The following is a 20,396-nucleotide window of genomic DNA, read 5'->3' on the forward strand; positions in this document are numbered from 1 at the left end:
GATTCGCGTAAAAAGCCTATTCGTATGAATAGAAGCCGCGGCCTGTTTTGCGGCCTAACCAGCCTGCTTTCACATATTTTCGCAGCAGAGGGCACGGTCTGTATTTCGAATCGCCCAATCCCTCATGCAGCACTTCCATGATATAGAGGCATGTGTCCAAACCGATGAAATCAGCCAACGTCAGCGGGCCCATCGGATGGTTCATCCCCATCTTCATGATGTCGTCGATCGCCTCAGGCGTTGCGACACCCTCGTACACGCAATAGATCGCTTCATTGATCATCGGCATCAAGATCCGGTTGGAGATGAAGCCGGGGAAATCATTAACTGTGACCGGTACCTTGCCCATTTTTCGGGAAAGGTCTTCGACAAGCTGGTACACCTCGTCCGCCGTTTGCAAGCCGCGAATAACCTCGACCAGCTTCATGACAGGCACCGGGTTCATGAAATGCATGCCGATGACTTTTTCCGGTCGCTTGGTGACCGCTGCAATCTCGGTAATCGGCAAGGAAGACGTGTTGCTCGCCAGCACGGTATGCGGCGGGCACACTTCATCAAGCGTTTTGAAAATCTCGGTCTTGACCGCCATATTTTCCGTCACGGCTTCGACGACGAAATCAGCCGCCGCGCCGTTTGCCAAATCCGTCGACAAGCGGATGCGCGATAGTGTCGCGGCTTTTTCTTCTTCGCTCAATTTGCCCTTCTCCACATTGCGTGTCAGGTTTTTGGTGATCGTTGCGAGCCCGCGCTCCACGAATTCCTGTTTCACATCGTGCAAGATCACATCGAGACCTGCCTGTGCGGCTACTTGTGCGATGCCGCTGCCCATCTGGCCGGCACCGATTACCATGAATGTTTGTACGTTCATTTGATTACGCCCCCTCTACCTGTAAAAGAATCGCATCTCCCTGTGCGGCCCCGCTGCAAATCGCTGCGATACCGAGTCCGCCGCCCCTGCGTCGCAATTCATAAATCAAGCTCATCACGATGCGGGCTCCGCTGGCCCCGATCGGATGACCGAGCGCAATCGCACCGCCGTTCACGTTCACTTTATTTTCATCCCAACCGACAATCTGCCCGCTCGTCAGCACGACAGCGGCAAACGCTTCGTTCACCTCGAACAGATCGATCTGCGCAAGCGACACGCCGGTTTTTGCCAAAAGCTTCTGAATCGCCAAACCGGGCGTCGTTGCGATATACGGTGCCTCTGCCCCTGCCTGGGCGTGGCCGAGGATCGTAGCCAACGGCTTTACGCCAAGCTCGGACGCTTTGCTGTCCGACATGAGCACCAGCGCTGCCGCACCGTCGTTGATGCCAGGTGCGTTGCCGGCTGTTATCGTTCCATCCTTTTTATAAACTGGGGGAAGCTTGGCGAGTCCTTCCGGCGTCGTTTCCGGACGCGGCGCCTCATCCGTGCTGACCAGCAGCGGATCGCCTTTTCGCTGCGGTACCGGAACCGGCACGATCTCTTCCGCCAGTTTGCCGGACGCGATCGCCTGCGCTGTACGCTGCTGGCTTATGTACGCCCAGCGGTCCTGCTCTTCGCGGGTGATGCCGTACTCTGCGGCAACATTGCTGCCGTGAACCGCCATCGGCACCGAGTCAAACGGGCACGTCAAGCCATCGTGCATCATCAGGTCCGTCACGGCCGAGTCTCCCATCCGCAGACCGTAACGCGCTTGCGGCAGAGCATACGGCGCATTGCTCATGCTTTCCATTCCGCCCGCCACGATGATGTGGGCATCGCCTGCACGGATAATCTGGTCCGCCATGGTGACAGCGCGCATTCCGGATGCGCATACTTTGTTGATCGTTTCAGAGGCGACGTCCCACGCCAATCCCGCTTTGCGAGCCGCTTGCCGGGAAGGAATTTGGCCTGCTCCTGCCTGAACGACCATCCCCATGATGACTTCTTCCACCTGATCACCAGCCACGCCAGCGCGATTCAGCGCTTCTTTGATCGCGATCGCCCCCAGGTCGACTGCAGGAATATCCTTCAAGGAACCGCCCAATTTGCCGATCGGTGTACGCGCCGCGCCGACAATTACCGTTTTCATCTCGCTTCCACTCCCCTCACAGATAGCTTGCCGTTTGAAAGTAAGAACATTCCGCAATCAATGCTATATTATACCATCTGATCGATCGCTCGCTCAATTGAATTGCGAAAGCAGGGGAAGCGAAATGCTCGCTTCCCTCACCCGCCTGTTTGCTATGAATCCCGCTTACAGTGCCTCCACCAAAATTTCCGCGATGTCTTTTGTTTTTACCTGGTCTTCGGCTTCCTTCATCTTGACGCCATCGCTCATCATCGTCAGGCAATATGGGCAGGCACTGGCGATGGCTGTCGGGTTCACTTCAAGAGCCTGTTCGGTTCGCGCCACATTGACGCGCGTTCCCTCGTGCTCTTCCATCCACATCAAGCCGCCGCCTGCACCGCAGCACATGCTGTCGCAGCCGCTGCGCTTCATCTCCAAAATTTCCACACCCGGGATCGCTTCGAGAATTTCGCGCGGCTTGTCGTAAATTTCGTTGTAGCGGCCGAGATAGCACGAATCATGATAAGTGATCCGCTCTTTCACCTCTTTTGTCGGCTTCAGGCGCCCTTCCTTGACCCACTGTGCCAACAATTCAGAGTGGTGGTACACTTCTGCCTTCAGTCCGAATTCCGGATACTCGTTTTTAAACGTATTGAATGCATGCGGATCGCACGTGACGATCTTTTTCACATCATATGCTTCAAACAGGGCAACGTTTTCCTGTGCGAGCTGCTGGAACAAAAATTCATTCCCGATCCGGCGCGCCGTGTCGCCCGAGTTTTTCTCCTCATTGCCGAGAATCGCGAACTTGATGCCCGCCTCATGCATCAGCTTGATAAACGCATGCGAGATTTTCATGCTGCGGTTGTCAAACGAGCCCATCGAGCCGACCCAGAACAGGTACTCGAACTCGTCGGTATCTTTCACGGTCGGGACCTCATATTGTCCTTGCAGCCCTTCGATCCATTTCATCCGGTCTTTCCGGTTAATCCCCCACGGATTTCCCTGGCGTTCGATATTGTTCAGCGCGCGCTGCGCTTCCTGCGGCATGCTGCCTTCCGTCATGACAAGATAGCGGCGCAGATCGATGATTTTGTCGACATGCTCATTCATAACCGGGCATTGGTCCTCGCAATTGCGGCAGGTCGTGCACGCCCACAGCTCTTGCTCGGTGATGACATCCCCGATCAGATTGACTTCATAGGCTGCGCCCTGTTTTTCCGGCGCTTCCGCTGTTGCGGCTGCCTCGGTTGCCTGGAAAGCCAGCTTGTTTGCTGCTGCATCAGGAAAAGCAAAGCTCGGCATCCACGGCGTGCGGGATGTCACTGCAGCCCCTTTTTCCGTCAGATGGTCGCGCATTTTGACGATCAGATCCATCGGCGAGAGCATTTTGCCTGTTCCCGATGCCGGACACATGCTCGTGCAGCGTCCGCACTCCACACAGGCGTACAGGTCGATCAGCTGCACTTGTGTGAAATCCTCAATTTTTCCGACACCGAACACTTCCTGCGTCTCATCCTCGAAGTTGATCGTGGAGAGCTTTCCGGGCGGGTCGAGCTTTTTGAACCAAACATTGAACGCTGCAAAAATAACGTGTGCATGCTTGGACTGTGGAACATATACGGCGAACGCGAGCAAAACGATCAGGTGCATCCACCAGAACACGTAAAACAATGCGGCTGCTGCCGTTTTGCCGATGCCGGCGAACGCCAGGGCAATCAGCGAGGAAATCGGTGCAAAGCCGGAAGCTGCATGGCCGAGCCAAACTTGCTCAAATGCCAGAGACAGCAAAACAGACGCCATCAAGCTGGAGAGGAAAATCAGCACCAGCCCCGATTTCAGACCGCGCTTCAAACGCTTCAGCTTCTCGATATAGCGGCGGTAGTAAGCAAAAGCTACTGCCAGCAAGATCAGGAAGGTCGTGATCTCCTGCATCAGGCTGAAATACTTGTGAGCGCTGCCAAAAGGAAGCTCAAAACCCGTAACCAACCCTTTGATGATCAGCTCCAGTGCACCGAACTGCAGGATGATGAAGCCGTAAAACATCACGACGTGCATGACGCCGCTCTTTTTGTCCTTCAGAAGCTTCTTCTGGAACACGACGTTTTCCAGAATCAGATTCAACCTCGCGGAAAAGTCGTCCTTCACGCTGCTTTTTTTGCCAAGCTTGATAAACAGGTACCGACTGTACACGACGTGGGCAAATAGATAGAGCCCATAAGCCAAAACCAGAAAGAACGCAATCAGATTCAATAAAGGCAAAAAATCCACGGCCTCCCACTCCCCCTGCTTTTTTTCTCTATATTATCAAAAAACTCAAAATAAATGAATGACTATTCATTCAAATGATTGTGCCTTGTATAAGGTCGTATCAGACTGAGCGCTCGCTCATTTACTACTATACCACATGGCCCCCGATTTGTCATAGCTTAGATTTGCTTGCGAAAAATTGGCTGTGTGGCACATTTTTCTCCCAAAAGGAAAAACCGCCCTGCTAACTATCACAGGGCGGTAGGCCAACTCCATTTACATGCTTAGGTGTTGGAAACTTCTTTGTGCTCTTTCTTTTCTTTTTGCTCCGTACGAACATCTGCCAGCGATTTTACCTTGGTCGCCTTGATGCGCTTGTTGCGTTTCAATTCGGTTGGCTCCAGGTTGTTGCCTTCATCGCGCATCAGCGCATGAATCCCGACATGAGTGCCTTTTGCTGCTTGGCAATATTCGCAGTTCTCTTCATCATGCGCATGGTAGTGCTTCGGTTCCGGGTACGAGGTGATGACACCCTCGAAGTTGCGGAGAACGGTTTTCTCGGACGATTGCGAGATGATGTAGTTTGGCATGACCGGGATTTTACCGCCGCCGTGCGGTGCATCCACCACGAAGGTTGGCACTGCATAGCCGGACGTATGGCCGCGAAGCGCTTCGATGATTTCGATCCCTTTGCTTACAGGTGCGCGGAAGTGGCCGATTCCTTCGGACAGGTCGCATTGATAGATATAGTATGGACGCACGCGGATTTTGACCAGCTCGTGCACCAGTTTTTTCATGGTGTTCGCGCAATCGTTGATGCCAGCCAAGATAACCGCTTGGTTGCCCAATGGCACACCGGCATTCGCCAGCATTTCGCACGCGCGCTTGGATTCTTCCGTGATTTCTTTTGGATGGTTAAAGTGCGTATTGAGCCATACCGGATGGTATTTTTTCAAGATTTCGCACAGGTTTTCCGTGATGCGCTGCGGGAATACGACAGGTGCACGGGTACCGATACGGATGATTTCCACGTGCGGGATTGCGCGCAGGTTGCTCAGGATGTATTCCAGAACGCGGTCATTGATCAAAAGTCCGTCACCGCCGGAAATCAGCACGTCGCGGATCTCAGGCGTGTTGCGGATGTAATCGATACAGGCATCCAGCTGTTTCTTAGGTACGCCCATGCCGATTTGGCCGGAGAAACGGCGGCGCGTGCAATAGCGGCAGTACATCGAGCACTGGTTGGTTACCAAAAAGAGCACGCGGTCCGGATAACGGTGAGTCAGGCCTGGAACCGGAGAATCCTCGTCTTCATGAAGCGGGTCTTCCATGTCGTATTTGGTGCGGACCATTTCCTGCGAAAGCGGTACGGACTGCATGCGAACAGGATCAGTTGGATCATCCTTATCCATCAGCAACGCGTAGTATGGTGTAATATTTAATGGGATCGTCTGGTTGGAAATACGGACGCCCTCTTCTTCTTCAGGGGTGAGATTTACTACTTTTTTCAAATCATCTACAGTTTTAACGGTGTGTGTCAGTTGCCACATCCAGTCATTCCACTGTTCTTCGGTGACATCCTTCCACAATTCCACTTCGCGCCAATCACGCATTTTTACTGCCATGTTTGCCATCTCCCCTCGTTCGTAGCGATGTTATTCTTTGTCGCTCTACGCCAGATAAAGAGATGCAAAAGCCATGCCAACATAATCTAAAAATTCGAAACACTGATGTAATGCGATTTTTCACGATCGGTCATGTATTCGCTTACAAGGATCGTGCCGGATTTCCGGCACCTTTCAACACCTTTCAATGACGCAGCCCGCCCAAGTTCGCCAATTTGTACTGGAGCGTCTGTCTGGGGATCCCCAATAGTTTGGCCGCTTGCAAAATGTTGCCCCCCGTTCTGCTCATCGCTTTTTCGATCAGTACGGATTCGGTTTTGCGCAGTACCTCCGGCAGCTTCCACGCCCCATCTTCTTGCAGCGGCAGCGGCAATGCAATCTGCGCCATGCCTTCTTTATGCGAGTCGAGACTTGTGCGCTCCCATAAATGGGCGGGAATGTGTTCAGCCGCTATGGTTGGGCCGTCGACCATGTTCATCGCCGCCTCAATCACATGCTCCAGCTCCCGCACGTTGCCGGGCCAGCCATACGAATGGAACCGTTTCTGTACTGCGGTATCGATCCCTTGCACCTGCATGCCGAAACGCCGGTTGTATTTTTCGATAAAATGGCCGACGAGCAGGTCGATATCTTCCCGACGCTCGCGCAATGGCGGCAGCTCCAGCGATACGACATTGAGCCGGTAGAACAAGTCAGCCCGCATCGCGCCTTTTTTGACTGTCTCAAGCGGCGGTTCGTTCACTGCTGCGATCACCCGGACATCCACCTGAACCGAGCGTTCGCTGCCGATTCGTCTGATATGCCCATCCTGGAGCACGCGCAACAGCTTGGCTTGCAGCTCCAGCGGCATGCTGTTCAGCTCGTCGAGAAAAAGCGTGCCGCCATTCGCCAATTCAAACAATCCCGGCCGGTCGTCCGCTCCCGTAAAGCTCCCTTTGGTTGTACCGAACAAAATGCTTTCCAAAAGGGAAGCCGGGAGCGCCGCGCAGTTTTGCGCGATAAACGGGCGTCCGCTGCGGCCAGATGCCTGGTGAATCGACTGAACGAACAGCTCTTTCCCCGTCCCTGTCTCACCGTAGACCAGCACGGGCGATGAGGTGCGAGCCGCCCGTTTTCCACGCTCGATCAGCTTGTGCATAGGCTCGCTGCCCGTAATGATGTCCTCGAAATGATAAATAAGGCCGTCCGCTTCCGACTGTTTTGTCCGCTTCGGCTTCGCAATCTGGGCCTGCAGATCGATGAGGCGTTCGGACAACTCCCGCAGCTTGCGTATGTCTTTGGCCACCTCAACCGCGCCCACAAGCCGTTTCCCGACTCGCACTGGCAGTGTCGTATTGATCGTTTCCACGCGCACGCCGCGCCAGTTTGTGTAGGTTTGCGGCTGATTGAGGATCGGTTGGCCGTTTTCAATGACGCGCAAGAGCGTGCTCGTTTGCTGATCCAGTGAGGGAAATACATCGAGCAGGGGCTTTCCGAGAACCTCTTCCTGTGTAAGACCATCCAGGGAGGCCGCCACATGGTTATAAAAAATCGTGATGCCGCTCGCATCTACGACATGAATCCCTTCATCGATCGTCCCCAAAATCGCTTGGAGCATCTCCACTGTTTCCGACATCGGCATGCTGTCATTCCTCCTCTTCCACGCTGCCAACATTTTGTCACATATGCCGAATTTCCGGCGCTATTGGTGTTTGTACTTTTGGTACGCCAGATAAACGACGTAGAGAAGGTGTCCCACTCCCCATACGAGAAATCCCGCTATCGTCAACGGCTGCTCGCTCAACAGGCTGAACGGAACATACAGCAATAAAAACACGCCCAGCCAGATCGCCAAATAGCGAATCGGCGAACGTTCCGCTTTGCGTGGATAAAAGACCAGAAGTGCGACTGCAACAACAATGGAAATCATCAGATGAATGATCAGCTCCACAATCGACGGCAGCCCGGCCAATGGAGGCACATAGCTGACATCGATCAAAACCTGGAACGCGGTTGTTGCAAACAAGGAATCACACAAGGCGAGAAAAGCGGCCAAAATCATTCCGGATGCTAAGCCATTGATCAGATAAAACATGACCATCGAATGGGACACCTCCTTCATTTCTTTTTGCCTATTCCCTTTTCTTTTCACTTTTCATACCACGCAAATGACAGCTGAAGGTCATATTCCCCGGTCTCCTGCCCGTTCATCCACAAGCGGTACCGGATGCTGACGTTTGCGGGGCGCTCGTTTTCTTGCTTGATCCGCAAGCTTTTCGTTCCCGTCTCCATCGCAAAGCTCGTATACGGGCTTTGATAGACGCTTTGGCTCTGCCCGCCCGCTTTGAAAACTTGCTTCATCTGTACACCGCCCTGCCGCAGCAAGGTTACGTCGTTCTCGCTGATTTTAATGACGGTTTGTACGACTACGCCTTCATCCAGCTGCTCTTTATAGGAGAAAAACCAGCCGCCTGCTTTTTTCACGCCCAAGCCGGCATATTCGTATTGCGATTTCTCTTTTTGCCCGTCGAGTTTGTGGATTGTGGTAAGTCGAATCGCTACGTTTTCTTTCATTTTTGCTTCAGCTGCCTCACTTTTTTCGGTCTTCCTTTGATTGTAACGAAATCAACCGGTGAAAAAAAGCTCAGCTTTGCTCAGCAATCGCCGACAAGTCCTCTGCATGGGCAGGAATCTGCCCGGATACCTTCCGCATCGAAGCCATAATCCCAATACCCGCAACCAGCAGCAAAATGCCGAGAATGAGGTATCCTGCCGCCGCTCCGGTCAAATCCAGCATCCACGTGAACAACCCGATCAAGAGCAGCCGCATGAGCATGCCAAGCGAATTCATGAAGCTCAGCACACGCCCCATCAAATGCTTCGGCACCGCCAGCATATAGACCGATTGTCGAATCAGCCGGGTCGCAGCGTTGCTCCAGCCGACAAACGTAAAGAGGGTGATGTACGCCCAGCCGTTCGGAATGGCGACAATCAGAAAATAAATGAGCGCAAAGAAAAATACCATTCCTGTCATCGCCGCATAATCACCTAGCCTGCGCGCGATCGACATGATCAAAAATCCCGCCGCTACTGCACCGACCGCATAGGTCATGTCGCTCAAAGAGTAGACGAGCACGTCAGCTTTCAGCGTCTGGTTGACGAACACCGGCGCCAGCAGGTTGCCTGCCATGACCGAGATGAACGGAAGCTGCGCGGTGATCCCGAAGAGCAGGAAGCCTTTTCGCTCCCGGATGAATGCCCAGCTTTGCGCAAATTGCGAAAACCAGGAAACGCCTGCGTTGGACGATGCCTGTTTGGCAAGCGTAAATGTGTACGCCATCCGCGCCAATTGCAGGTAAGCGAACAAGTACGTCAGCGCATTGAAAAGCAGGACGTAATGCAGGCCCATTTTACTCAAGATGATTCCGGCAAATCCCCCCGCCAGAACGCTGGCAGTCTGGGATTCGATTTCGAGCAGACTGTTGATGTCGTTGTAATGCTTCGCCGCGAAGCCTTCCTGAACCAAAGCCGATTGGGCCGGATAATGCACCTGAAAGATCAGACCGGTCATCATATAGATGAGAATCAGCATCCATTCGCCATACGGAGCGAAAAATCCCCAGACGCCAAGCATGATCAGCACCGTGAAGCCGACGATGTTTTCAATCAGCAAGATGTTTTTCCGTGAAAACCGATCGATCAGCGTCCCCAAATACGGGCCGACAAAAAACATCAGCACGGCCGAAATCAGCATCGTAGAGCCTAACAGCTGGGCCGAACCCGTCGTCTCCACCAAGTACCAGGAGATTCCGATCATGCTCATTCCCTGGCCGAAGCCGGAAAACAGATTGGCAAAAAACAGCTTGCGGAAATTGCGGTTGCCGAATACCTCTTTCACGGTAATTCCCCCATCCAAAAAGTTCCTGCCATTATGATAGTTGAAAAATTATACTTTGTAAATAAAAATGTTTATAAAATAGCGAGGGGTTTCCGTACATCGTCAAAAAAGAGAGCCCTTTTTGCTTTTTGCAGGACTCTCTCTATCTCTAGCAATTTGTTCACTTCGCTGCGTGGTGCTCAAAGGTGCTGAGTACCGTTCGTGTCAAAATCTCGATGCCATCGAGCAGCGCTTCTTTTTCAAATGTCATGTGCGGATGATGCAGCCCAGGCGACAAGCCGCAGCCCAGCCCGAGCATCGTCGCCCGCAGGCCGGGGCGCTCTTTGGTGTAATAGTGGAAATCTTCCGCGCCAGGTGTCAGAATCGGCGGTTCGAGCTTTTCCGCCCCCAACGTCTCGATGATGGCCTCCGCCATGATTTTCCGCGCTTCTTCATTCACCTCTGCCGCGTATACGCGCTCGGTGATTTCGTAAGACAAGTCTGTCTCGTATAAACGGCCCACATGTTGCAAAATGTGCTCGACTTTGGCAACCAGGGCGTCGATGATTTCATTCGTCTGCGCGCGCAAATCCAGGTGGAATTGCGCCGAGCCGGGAATGATGTTGCTGCTTTTGCTGCCCGCAGAAAGCTGGGTCATTTTGACGGAGTACGGTACAAGCGGGTTCAGGTGAATGCCTTTGAGCTGCTCGACGATCGTGGCCGCCACCTCGATGGCATTGACGCCAAGATGCGGGCGCGCGCCGTGTGCATCGGCCCCCTTGATTTGTCCGAAAATGGTGCCCGCCGCACCGTGCATGATGGCAGAGGAGGCTGTTCCGCAGGGAATTTCCTGCACCGGACGCAAATGGACCCCGTACAAGAAATCAATGTCATCCACCACTTGCTTCTTCACCATCGCTAGAGCCCCGCTCCCGCTTTCCTCTGCCGGCTGGAAGATGAGCTTGAGTCGTCCCGGCAGTTTGACACCCTCCGCCTGCAAGACCATCAGGACACCCAGCGCCATTGTCATGTGGGCATCGTGTCCGCACGAATGGTTGGCCTGAAAAACGCCGTCCACCTCTTGCCAGAGGGCATCCATATCTGCGCGTACCCCGACCGTCAGCTTCCCCGGTGTCAAATCGCCCCATTCGGCTACCACGCCGGTCACATCGTCAAAAGTTGTGACACGACACTGATGCTTCTCCAGCAAGTCTGCGATGAAAGCGGTCGTCTTCTCCTCTTTCCAGCTCACTTCCGGATGTTGATGCAAATGCTCATAGAGGGAAAAAATAGCCGGCTTCAATTGCTCGATCGTTGTGCGCATCATTCATACCTCCATCGGTTTGTCAGTCGATAAAGCGAAGGCTACGCCAAAAAATTTGACGCAGCCCGTTATCTGCAAAGCCATTTTTGTTAGGAAACGCCGATTGTCACCGCGACGATCAAGACGATCGCCCAAAAAATGCCCGAGGATTTTTCCCCGAGCATTTTCTTATAAAGCACACCGCTGTTCTTTGCGAAAACGGCTATTATTTGACGAATCCGAGAATCAGTTCGCGCACCATTTTGGATGCAACGATCTGTGTCATTTCACTGTTGTCATAAACCGGAGCGACTTCCACCAGATCGCAGCCAATCACATTGGCGCCGTTTTGCGCCATGAAATGGATGGTGTCCAGAAGTTCGCGGGACGTGATCCCGCCCGCTTCCGTCGTTCCCGTGCCAGGCGCGGCGGATGGATCAAGCACATCGATGTCGATCGTCAAGTAGATCGGACGGTTGCCGATTGTCGGCAGCACTTGCTTCACCGGCTCCAGCACATCGTATTTGTAGAGGTGCATGTTTTCCTTTGCCCACTCGAATTCTTCCTTCATCCCGCTGCGGATACCGAAGGAATAGACGTTTTTGCCGCCGATCAGGTCGCACGCTTTCTTGATCGGCGTGGAGTGCGAGTACGGATACCCCTCATAGCTGTCGCGCAGGTCGGTATGCGCATCAAAGTGGAAGATCACCAGGTCTTTGTATTTTTCATACACAGCCTGAATGACCGGCCATGTGACCAGATGCTCCCCGCCCAAGCCGATCGGCATTTTGCCGTCAGCCAGCACTTGGCTTACAAACGAACGGATCGCATCGATGCTGCCTTCCACGTTACCGAATGGCAATGGAATGTCGCCAGCATCAAAATATTTCACTTCTTCCAGCAGACGATCCAAATACGGGCTGTATTCTTCCAGACCGATCGATACCTCGCGAATGCGGGCAGGGCCGAAACGGGAGCCCGGACGAAAGCTGACGGTCCAGTCCATCGGCATGCCGTAGATTACCGCTTGGCTTTCTTCATAGTTGGCATGACTGCGAATAAATACGTTGCCAGAGTATGCTTCATCAAAGCGCATGGAATGGTTTCCTCCTATTCGCGAGTCAGATCAGCTACGAATTTCGGCAGCTTGAAGACGGAGTGATGGATGTCAGCCGAGTAGTATTTCGTATCGAGGTCTTTGATTTTGCTTGCATCCACTTCCAATGGATCATGCTTTTTGGAAGCGATGGTGAAGCTCCACAGACCGGATGGGTAAGTTGGAATGCTCACAGTGTACAGACGGGTGATTGGAAAGATCGATTTCAGATCTTTGAACACGCGGCTGATCAGTTCTTTGTGGAACCAAGGAGATTCGGTTTGCGCAACCAGGATGCCATCAGGTTTCAGCGCGTCGTAAATGCCTTGATAGAAACCTTTTTCAAACAAGCCGACTGCCGGTCCAACCGGGTCTGTGGAGTCAACCATGATCACGTCGTATTCGCCTTTGTGATCGTGGATATGCTTGATGCCGTCAATGACTTGCACATCAACGCGCGGATTGCCAGTCAGTTCGCAAGCGATTTGCGGGAAGTAGGTTTTGCTGTGCTCGATAACGCCGCCGTCGATTTCAGCCAAAACGGCTTTTTCGACAGAAGCATGCTTCACGATCTCACGAATCGCTCCGCCGTCGCCGCCTCCTACGACCAAAACTTTTTTCGGGTTTGGATGGGTGTTGAGCGCTACGTGCGTGATCATTTCATGGTACACGAACTCATCCAGATCGGTCGTCATAACACAGCCGTCGAGCACCAGCATGCGTCCGAACTGGTTTGTTTGAATAATATCAAGTTGCTGAAATTCAGTTTGCTCACTATATAGGGTCTCGCTGATCTTGGCCGTAATGCCAAAGTCCTCTGTTTGTTTTTCGGTATACCACAATTCCATTTTCATACAACACCAAACCTCCTTTAGATAAAAACCAAACATTCTTTGATGGTTTTGCCCGGAACTTTAGGGTTTTTGGGTTTCTTCACATCAAATTGAATTATAGTGGCTACCATCCAAATTGCAAGTAAATTTTCTGCTTGCAGAAACGGCGGAGCCATGCGTCTCCCAAGCCTGTCAGAAGTGATCGGACAAGTATAACAATTGCTAGTTTTACCCATACTGCTATGTAAAAGGTTTTCGGCTTAGTATGTCCGTTATGCGTGTTGCTCACGCATAACAAAAAAATGATCCCATCCACATCGAGAGGGGGAAAACGACCTATGGAGGTTATTCGCGAGTCCTCGTTGCTCCGCATGCTCCGCCGAGTGAAACGGCTGATCAAGCTGGGGATTTTTCTGGTTTTGTGCGCCTCTTTTGTCTTATTGCTGTTTATTCTCTATCTTCGCTCACAACCGCTACCTGCGGCCACAATCAACCAAACGACAACCATTTACGCCCAAGGTGGCGAAGTGCTCGATACGCTTCACCAAGGAGAAAACCGGGTGGTCGTGCCTTTGTCCAAAATCGCCCCATCCCTGGTGCAAGCCACGATCGCCATCGAGGACAAAGGCTTTTACGAACATTACGGCTTCGACCTTAAACGTCTGGCAAAAGTCGTCTACATCAACGTTACCAGCATGGACAAAGTGCAGGGAGCGAGCACGATCACGCAGCAGCTTGCCCGCAATCTGTATTTGACCATGGATAAAACGTGGGAACGGAAAATCAAGGAAGCGATCCTCGCGGTACAGCTGGAACTGAACTACAGCAAGGAAGAAATTCTTGAGATGTACATGAACCAGATTTATTACGGAGAATCGGCATACGGAGCGCAAGCCGCTGCCCAAACGTATTTTGGCAAAGATGCCGACAAGCTGACGCTGGCAGAAAGCGCTGCGATGGCGGGCTTCCCAAAAGGTCCGTCGATTTATAATCCATACAAACATATGGACAAGGTCAAATCTCGGCAAAAGCTGATCCTGCAAGCCATGCAGGCAGATGGCGTCATCACCGCCGAACAGGCGGAAGCCGCTTACCATGAGAATCTGGTGTTCCGCGACAAAAGCGCCCAACGCCAGGTCCTGAGTGCACCTTATTTCCGCGACTACATCGCCGAGTTGGTGAAAAGCAAATACGGGATTGATGAAGATCAATTTTTACATGGCGGCTTGAAAATTTACACGACCCTTGATTACAACATGCAGAAAAAAGCGGAGGAATCGTTCGCCAAGCATTTGCCGAAAGAAAATGCCGACCTGCAAGCAGCCTTGCTTTCCGTAGAACCTTCTACCGGTAAAATCAAGGCGTATGTCGGCGGGCGGGACTATGCAAAAAGCCAGTATGACAGGGTGTTCAGCCTGCGCCAGCCCGGCTCTTCGTTCAAACCGATTTTGTATTTGGCCGCTTTGCAAAACGGGTTCACACCGCTGACCTTGATGAAAAGCGAGCCGACCGTATTCAAGTACGACAACGGCAAAGAATACATTCCGAGCAATTTTGGCGATCACTATGCCAATGCTTTCATTCCCATGCAGCAAGCAATCGCAACGTCAGACAATATTTATGCAGTGAAAACCATTGAGCAGATCACCCCGCAAAAAGTCGTCGACGAGGCGCGCCTGTTGGGAATTACAAGCCCATTGCAAGCTGTTCCTTCACTAGCTTTGGGCACATCGCCCGTCTCACCATTTGAGATGACAGCTGCCTATACCGTGCTGGCGAATAACGGCGAAAAGATTCCGTTGACGGCCATCACGAAAATTGAAGACAACCAAGGAACGGTGCTGGTCGAAGAGACTGCGGCCAAGACCCCGGTCGTCGATCCCGCTTCCACCTTTATTTTGACGCACATGATGCAGAGTGTATTCGAACCGCAAGGCACTGCTTATCGTGTCGCCAACATGTTAAACCGTCCGGTTGCCGGGAAAACCGGTTCAACGGATTATGATTCCTGGCTTGTCGGCTTTTCGCCGCAGCTGGTCACAACGGTCTGGGTCGGGTACGATGAAGGGAAAAAAATCGATCCGATCAAGGATGCGCGCGTAGCCGCTCCGATCTGGGCGGATTACATGGAGAGCGCCTTAAAAGAGCAGCCGCCTGCCCTTTTCGATATACCCGCCGGGGTCACTTCGGTTTACGTGGACATGGAAACAGGCAAACTGGCTACCGAGCATTGCCCGACACCAAAGCTGGTATACTTTGCGCTCGGATCAGAACCGCAAGAGTATTGCACAGACCATTTGCCCAACCCGAACGAAAAGCCGAAGCCGATCACACCCCCGGAAGGAACATCGGTATGGCAGCGCGTCAGAGGTTTATGGAACCCCTAGTCATTGATGGATAAGCATTGAACAACGCCATTGATTGTGAAAACCGTCAGCAGATCGAGCTGACGGTTTTGTTTTTTTGCGGTAATATGGCTTGGCTTGAACCGCGATGACGCGCGTCTCGCAGCTATGTTGTTTCACGCTTGTCCGCTTTGGCCTTTTTCGCTCCCCGTGTCTCCGCCGACTACACCGTTGCCATCCATGAAGACATGGTCGTTAAGAACTGTAATCAGGCCGGCCTGATCCAACTGCTCGAGAACCTCAAACAGGCTTTCCCGCTTTCCAGCCGGCAGCTTCCGTACGTAGTTGTTGATTTCTTGCGCAGACGCATTATTGCGGAAATGGACGCCGCCATGTCTCGCAAAGTTATCGTTTGCAGCGTTTCCTGCCGACTGGGTAGACTGCTCCTGATCCGGAATTTGGTTATACGTTTCCAAGGCATGACACTCCTTTTTTATAGGCATCATTCGCTCATACAGAAGTAGTGTGCCGTAATCTCCGCTTACTCATTACGGGAAAGTCTTTTTCCAGCAGAAACCGCTTTCAACCCAAATATAAAGCGCTTACTTTTTCAGCCATAATAAAGACAAACAGGGAAAGATGACGGTTTCTTTCCCTGTTTGCTGACCTAGTATAACATGTATGCAGTTGTAAACATAAGTTTACCTGAGTTGGAAGCCTCGTACAATTGATTTCACCGTTTGTTCACATACCGTTCAATTTTATTGTACGAATCGGCTTGATTCTTGACTTTTTGTTAAGCGAGAGCTTCCTTCAATTCGTCAGAAGAATTTTGCCACATCGTCTCATTATTATCGATCAAAAGTTTCTTCAGCGCTTTCTTGCTGGTCTCATCGAGTTCGCTCAGCATGATGCGGCGCTTCATCGAGTAATCCATGCGATTGACATGGTCGGCGAGAATTTTGTAGCCGCGGCGTGCTTCCCGATCGATTTCCATGTAACAAGCAGTCGCGCCTGCGTAATACGGCCCTGCTTCATTGCGGTCAACTGTCACCCAAATAAGCCAGTACGGCTTGCCGTTTGGCACTTCTTCTTTATTCGTTGTCCATTTGATTCCTTTTTCTACGACGCTTTTTGCATGCAGCGCCCCCATGTCGATATAAGCTTCCTCGCCGTCAATGATTACCGACGACACGGCATTCAAATCCAGCACTCCCTGCCCGAATCCACCGTGGACATCCGTTTTTCCGCTGAGGATCGTAAAGCCTGAGTTCTTTTTGTTATCGAACAGATCCACTTTTTTCACACACCCCTCTATCCTTATCGGTATCCCGTATTGTACCGGATCTTTCATTACTTCTATTGTACCGTGAAGAACAGAGGATGTGCAATTTTTAGGTAGAACAGACAGGTTTGAAGGCGATAGCAGTTGGGGGTGGGTGGATTAAGGCTGTCGCCCTCGGGGTGTCAGCCTGTTTACGCGGATACCTTTGTTGCAACGATGTACATGCTCACCACCACGATTGTCGCCAGCGTGTAGACGAATCCCTTCAGCCTGCTGTCCTTTCTGCAGAGGAGAAACCAACCGAGAAAGTAACAGGAAAACGCATAGTCGGCGTAGAGAATATGGGTCACCAACGTCGCGATCACATCTTCTCTTGTCTCAAATCCGAACTGCAATGGGATGATCTGATACACGCCGATAAACCAATACCCAACCAAGGAAAGAAACAGATACCCGACAACGGTCAGTGCGATGCGTTTTGATGACCGATTCATACTTCCCCCCACATTTGCTGCATCGAGAAACAAAGGTGGCTCGCAGCAGCAGTTTTCATTCTGTTCGTTTCTTACAATCTACATGAGGTGGGTAATGACCATGATGAACGCCACACCCCCAACCATAAATAGCGAGAATGTGAAGGCGTCCTTTCTTGCTTTTGCTCCCGCCATTCGAAATAACAGGTAATTCGCGCCGATCGCCGTGATCGCATAGAAAAAGAAGGCAGCAAAAACCGGCAATGGATCAATAGACGACTTTCCCGTGATCGTGATAGATGTGACCGCCCAAAGAATGAATCCATTAAACAAAAGGGCTAAATTCATAACCAAAATACCCAATCTTTTCGTCATTGCTCCCCTCTCCCTTTACCCTTCAGTTGAATTGAAGCGGCATTACTTTCAGTGCCTTTCCGTCCGCCTTTACATTTCGCTGGCTTCGATTATGTTCAATCGTTATCTTTTGTGGTGCCTTCATTCCTGCCTGTTTCAGAAGCAATTGATTGGCGGTTCGGCCATCTTTACTGTCATAGGAAGAAATAGACAACCCGTTCGTTCTGCCGTCATCCACGATGATTTCAAGCTCAGCTTTTGTCTCGACGATAATTTGGAGGTTATAACGGTCTCCACTACCCACCGCATCTTCAAGCAGATAATTTTTCGTAGACTGCTCGCGGTCCAAATCACCTTCTGCAGTAAACCGAACCAGTTCTATCTGATCATTTTCCTTATTTCGAATCTGAAGCTGCAAGTCGCGGAAATCGCTCTTATCGCCTGTGAATGAATACGCAGTTAGCGACTGTTGCTTTACATTGTGCGGCGTTTTTTGGATTCCTGCGACCGTTTCTTCATTTCCTTGCAAAAGACTCATCACCTGTTTCCGGACAGGCGTTTCTTTCAGCAATTCCATGTGCCCATCTGTTTTTGTATAGTAAATGTTCGCTTTCGCACTTCCCGGATTATTGGCGCTGAAAAGCGGAACTGTACCATCACCGAGGCCAAAAATGTACTCGATATAGAGACTTGGATTTTGATTGATTGGCAGCTCCCCCCATCGGGTTACTCCGATAATCGTATTTTGCGAGTCACCGACAATATGTGCTTGCTTCACATTGGGATATTTTTTGTCCCATACCGCTCTACGGCTCTGCGCCAAAGCCGTTAGCGGTTTGTTGGGATACTCTTTTTTCAATTCGGAAAGAGGCAATGGGTTGAATTTTTGAAACCGATCGATATACCCGTAGACAGTGCGGTTGAATTGGGCGAGCATTTGCCTTTCATATTCATCTCCAGGGGCCAATTGATATACCGCAGGTGCATTTTCGGCAATTTTAAATCCTGTGAGCGGCATGAGGAGCAGAATTCCGAAGTTGTATCCTTGAAGCAAAGCTTTGGAAGCAGCAGCAGCGCCAAGGTAAGGTGTACCAATCGTTATGACATTGTGAATTTGTGCCGCACGCTTTGAATCAGCCAACAGATAGTCCTTAACCAAAATTCCCCCCATGCTGTGGGCGACCAATTGAACCTTTTCGGCGCCTGATGCAGCCAGGGCTTCCTTGATTTTGCTTTGGAAAAGGGGTTGCTGCTCTCGGATATCAAGCCGCCAGTCATACGGGAAACCAAAGAGCGTTTTTCCTTTTTCATAGCCTGCATCCTGCAGATCATTTATCAGATCATGATATTGCATGCCCATCTTCGACATGACCGTGAGATTCTCGATTCCAGCCAGCCCGTACTCCCCCGTAACAGGGGTGATGGTTACGCCATTTTTGGATATAACCTTATTGCTTCCGGGTGAGACAGGAGTCAAGGCGAGGTTGTGCTCAATGATCTGGTTGCTCGCAACGTCCACTTCGTTAATCCACGTCACCTTCCCGTTATCCACCGCCAACTGTGAGCCACCGATTCCGGGGATCAGAATAACGGGGATGGTTTTGGCACCTACAGACAGCTTGTATGGCTTGCTTGAAGGTTTTGACTTTTGCGAGGCAGCCACCTTTATGTAGTAATCACCGGGATTTCCGCTGTATGAGATGGCTTCGTTTTTATTTTTGGGATTTTCCGACCGACCTACCTGTTTTTTTGTCGAATCAAGTAAAAACAAATCCAAATCCATTTCCTCGGAAATATCGCTTAATTCGAGATAAATCGTGGAAGGCATGTTCAACGATAGTTTATAGTAATCAACATCCTTTAACGTATGGATGGTGGCAGGCACGGTTTGGTCAGATTGAATCAATGTTGCCTGTTTTGCATCGTCGTTTGGTTCATGCTCATCCGGTTTGTTTTCAACGCCTTCTGCTGCAAAGTCGATTTTCAATCGATAATAGACGTACTTGTCAAAAGAGTCGTCCTCACCTTTTATCAAAAGATAAAAGAACTGGTTTTTCTCTCCTGAAAGCCCATCAATCCACTCATCCATGCTTGCCTTGTTTTCCGAGCGCTTCATTTCATTCCCACCGGAATCGTAAACATAGACATTGTAGTTTTGGTTGGCAGGCATCTCGCCAAGCCAAACGGTGAACTTCCCGCTCTCAGGGAGCTTTACCTTCCAATAGTCTATGTCTCCCGCTTTGCCGATCCTCCCATAACCATTGTGGTTCGCCGTAATCCAATCCGCTTTGCTCATGGTGTCGTTCGATTCAATTTCATAACGGTCCTGATTGGATGCCTTCCCTGGCATACGCTCGTTTTTCTGCTTACTTTTTTTCCAGTCTTTCTCGTACCGCTCAGCCTGCTTTTTAATCGTGGCTTGTGGTATCGCAGCTGCACTCGTGAGCAACTCCAGTTCAAGTGGTTCGGCCGGCTCAGCCTGATCACTCCAATTCGCTTGTTCGACTTGAAGGACTGAGGAATTTCCTACTGACGATAATTCATGGTCTGCGATTCGGAGTAACGAACTGGCGACCATCTCCTGCTTCTCATAAGCTTTTATTGAAAAGAGGAGCTGACCGAAACGCTCTTGCGTATCGACCAAAACAGCTATGCGGTCGGTATCCTCAAAACTGATCTCCTCTGTCTCCTCACCCGTTGAGACTGCAAGCGCGATGCGTGGGTATTCGCGGTCAAGCTCGACCTGGACATGAAGCTGCCCATTCTCCATCCAAGCTGCCTTCTCTTTGATAAACAGCTCTTCTTCTTGTAACGCTTTCGCAAAAGCTGCAGCTGCGACAGGTTGGATGGCGACGAGCACGAGAGTAAGCATCCATATCATCGATTTCAACAGTTTCGCCATGAAAAGACCCCCTCCTCCTTGTTTCTACCTTTAACGGT

General features: G+C 51.2%; 17 protein-coding genes. 1 reads left to right on the forward strand and 16 read right to left on the reverse strand.

Annotated features, from left to right (window positions below):
* Positions 1-16: 16 nt before the first annotated feature.
* The 11 genes from ACTID9_RS27615 to speE form a co-directional block, all read right to left on the reverse strand.
* Positions 17-868, reverse strand: a complete 852-nt coding sequence (locus ACTID9_RS27615; RefSeq protein WP_441068688.1) for a 3-hydroxybutyryl-CoA dehydrogenase — start codon at positions 866-868, stop codon at positions 17-19.
* 4 nt (positions 869-872) lie between these two features.
* The gene (locus ACTID9_RS27620; RefSeq protein ID WP_441068689.1) at positions 873-2,057 is read right to left on the reverse strand and encodes an acetyl-CoA C-acetyltransferase; all 1,185 of its coding nucleotides are present in this window, start codon (positions 2,055-2,057) and stop codon (positions 873-875) included.
* Positions 2,058-2,222: 165 nt separating this feature from the next.
* Positions 2,223-4,307 (reverse strand): heterodisulfide reductase-related iron-sulfur binding cluster, encoded by a 2,085-nt coding sequence (locus ACTID9_RS27625; RefSeq protein WP_441068691.1) that lies wholly within the window; start codon positions 4,305-4,307, stop codon positions 2,223-2,225.
* A gap of 263 nt (positions 4,308-4,570) precedes the next feature.
* Positions 4,571-5,911, reverse strand: a complete 1,341-nt coding sequence (ablA, locus tag ACTID9_RS27630; protein ID WP_441068693.1) for a lysine 2,3-aminomutase — start codon at positions 5,909-5,911, stop codon at positions 4,571-4,573.
* Positions 5,912-6,095: 184 nt separating this feature from the next.
* Positions 6,096-7,532: a sigma-54 interaction domain-containing protein gene (locus tag ACTID9_RS27635; protein ID WP_441068695.1), complete on the reverse strand. Its 1,437-nt coding sequence runs from the start codon at positions 7,530-7,532 to the stop codon at positions 6,096-6,098.
* Between the two features lie 60 nt (positions 7,533-7,592).
* The gene (locus ACTID9_RS27640) at positions 7,593-7,991 is read right to left on the reverse strand and encodes a hypothetical protein (RefSeq protein ID WP_441068697.1); all 399 of its coding nucleotides are present in this window, start codon (positions 7,989-7,991) and stop codon (positions 7,593-7,595) included.
* Between the two features lie 47 nt (positions 7,992-8,038).
* A complete protein-coding gene (locus ACTID9_RS27645; RefSeq protein ID WP_441068698.1) occupies positions 8,039-8,464 on the reverse strand; it encodes a DUF1934 domain-containing protein in 426 nt (141 codons plus the stop codon).
* Positions 8,465-8,534: 70 nt separating this feature from the next.
* A complete protein-coding gene (locus tag ACTID9_RS27650; protein WP_441068700.1) occupies positions 8,535-9,788 on the reverse strand; it encodes an MFS transporter in 1,254 nt (417 codons plus the stop codon).
* A gap of 160 nt (positions 9,789-9,948) precedes the next feature.
* On the reverse strand, positions 9,949-11,091 hold the full coding sequence (locus ACTID9_RS27655) for a M20 peptidase aminoacylase family protein (RefSeq protein ID WP_441072751.1): 1,143 nt from the start codon (positions 11,089-11,091) through the stop codon (positions 9,949-9,951).
* Positions 11,092-11,296: 205 nt separating this feature from the next.
* On the reverse strand, positions 11,297-12,166 hold the full coding sequence (speB, locus tag ACTID9_RS27660) for an agmatinase (protein ID WP_441068702.1): 870 nt from the start codon (positions 12,164-12,166) through the stop codon (positions 11,297-11,299).
* Between the two features lie 14 nt (positions 12,167-12,180).
* On the reverse strand, positions 12,181-13,014 hold the full coding sequence (gene speE / locus ACTID9_RS27665) for a polyamine aminopropyltransferase (RefSeq protein ID WP_122920622.1): 834 nt from the start codon (positions 13,012-13,014) through the stop codon (positions 12,181-12,183).
* A gap of 323 nt (positions 13,015-13,337) precedes the next feature.
* Between speE and ACTID9_RS27670 the strand changes: the two genes are divergently transcribed.
* Entirely contained in the window at positions 13,338-15,386 is a 2,049-nt protein-coding gene (locus tag ACTID9_RS27670) for a transglycosylase domain-containing protein (RefSeq protein WP_441068704.1), read from the forward strand.
* Between the two features lie 134 nt (positions 15,387-15,520).
* Here the strand turns inward: ACTID9_RS27670 and ACTID9_RS27675 are convergent, their stop codons facing one another.
* From ACTID9_RS27675 to ACTID9_RS27695, 5 genes are all read right to left on the reverse strand, one after another.
* A complete protein-coding gene (locus ACTID9_RS27675; RefSeq protein ID WP_441072753.1) occupies positions 15,521-15,802 on the reverse strand; it encodes a hypothetical protein in 282 nt (93 codons plus the stop codon).
* A 338-nt stretch (positions 15,803-16,140) separates the two neighbouring features.
* Positions 16,141-16,641 (reverse strand): YwhD family protein, encoded by a 501-nt coding sequence (locus ACTID9_RS27680; RefSeq protein ID WP_441072754.1) that lies wholly within the window; start codon positions 16,639-16,641, stop codon positions 16,141-16,143.
* 179 nt (positions 16,642-16,820) lie between these two features.
* Complete coding sequence (locus tag ACTID9_RS27685) at positions 16,821-17,123, reverse strand: hypothetical protein (RefSeq protein ID WP_441068706.1); 303 nt, start codon at positions 17,121-17,123, stop codon at positions 16,821-16,823.
* A gap of 78 nt (positions 17,124-17,201) precedes the next feature.
* Positions 17,202-17,477, reverse strand: a complete 276-nt coding sequence (locus tag ACTID9_RS27690; RefSeq protein ID WP_441068708.1) for a hypothetical protein — start codon at positions 17,475-17,477, stop codon at positions 17,202-17,204.
* A gap of 22 nt (positions 17,478-17,499) precedes the next feature.
* Positions 17,500-20,358, reverse strand: a complete 2,859-nt coding sequence (locus tag ACTID9_RS27695) for a lipase/acyltransferase domain-containing protein (protein ID WP_441068710.1) — start codon at positions 20,356-20,358, stop codon at positions 17,500-17,502.
* Between the last annotated feature and the right edge of the window lie 38 nt (positions 20,359-20,396).

The sequence above is a fragment of the Brevibacillus fluminis genome, assembly GCF_052072235.1.
Classification (GTDB): domain Bacteria; phylum Bacillota; class Bacilli; order Brevibacillales; family Brevibacillaceae; genus Brevibacillus_D; species Brevibacillus_D fluminis_A.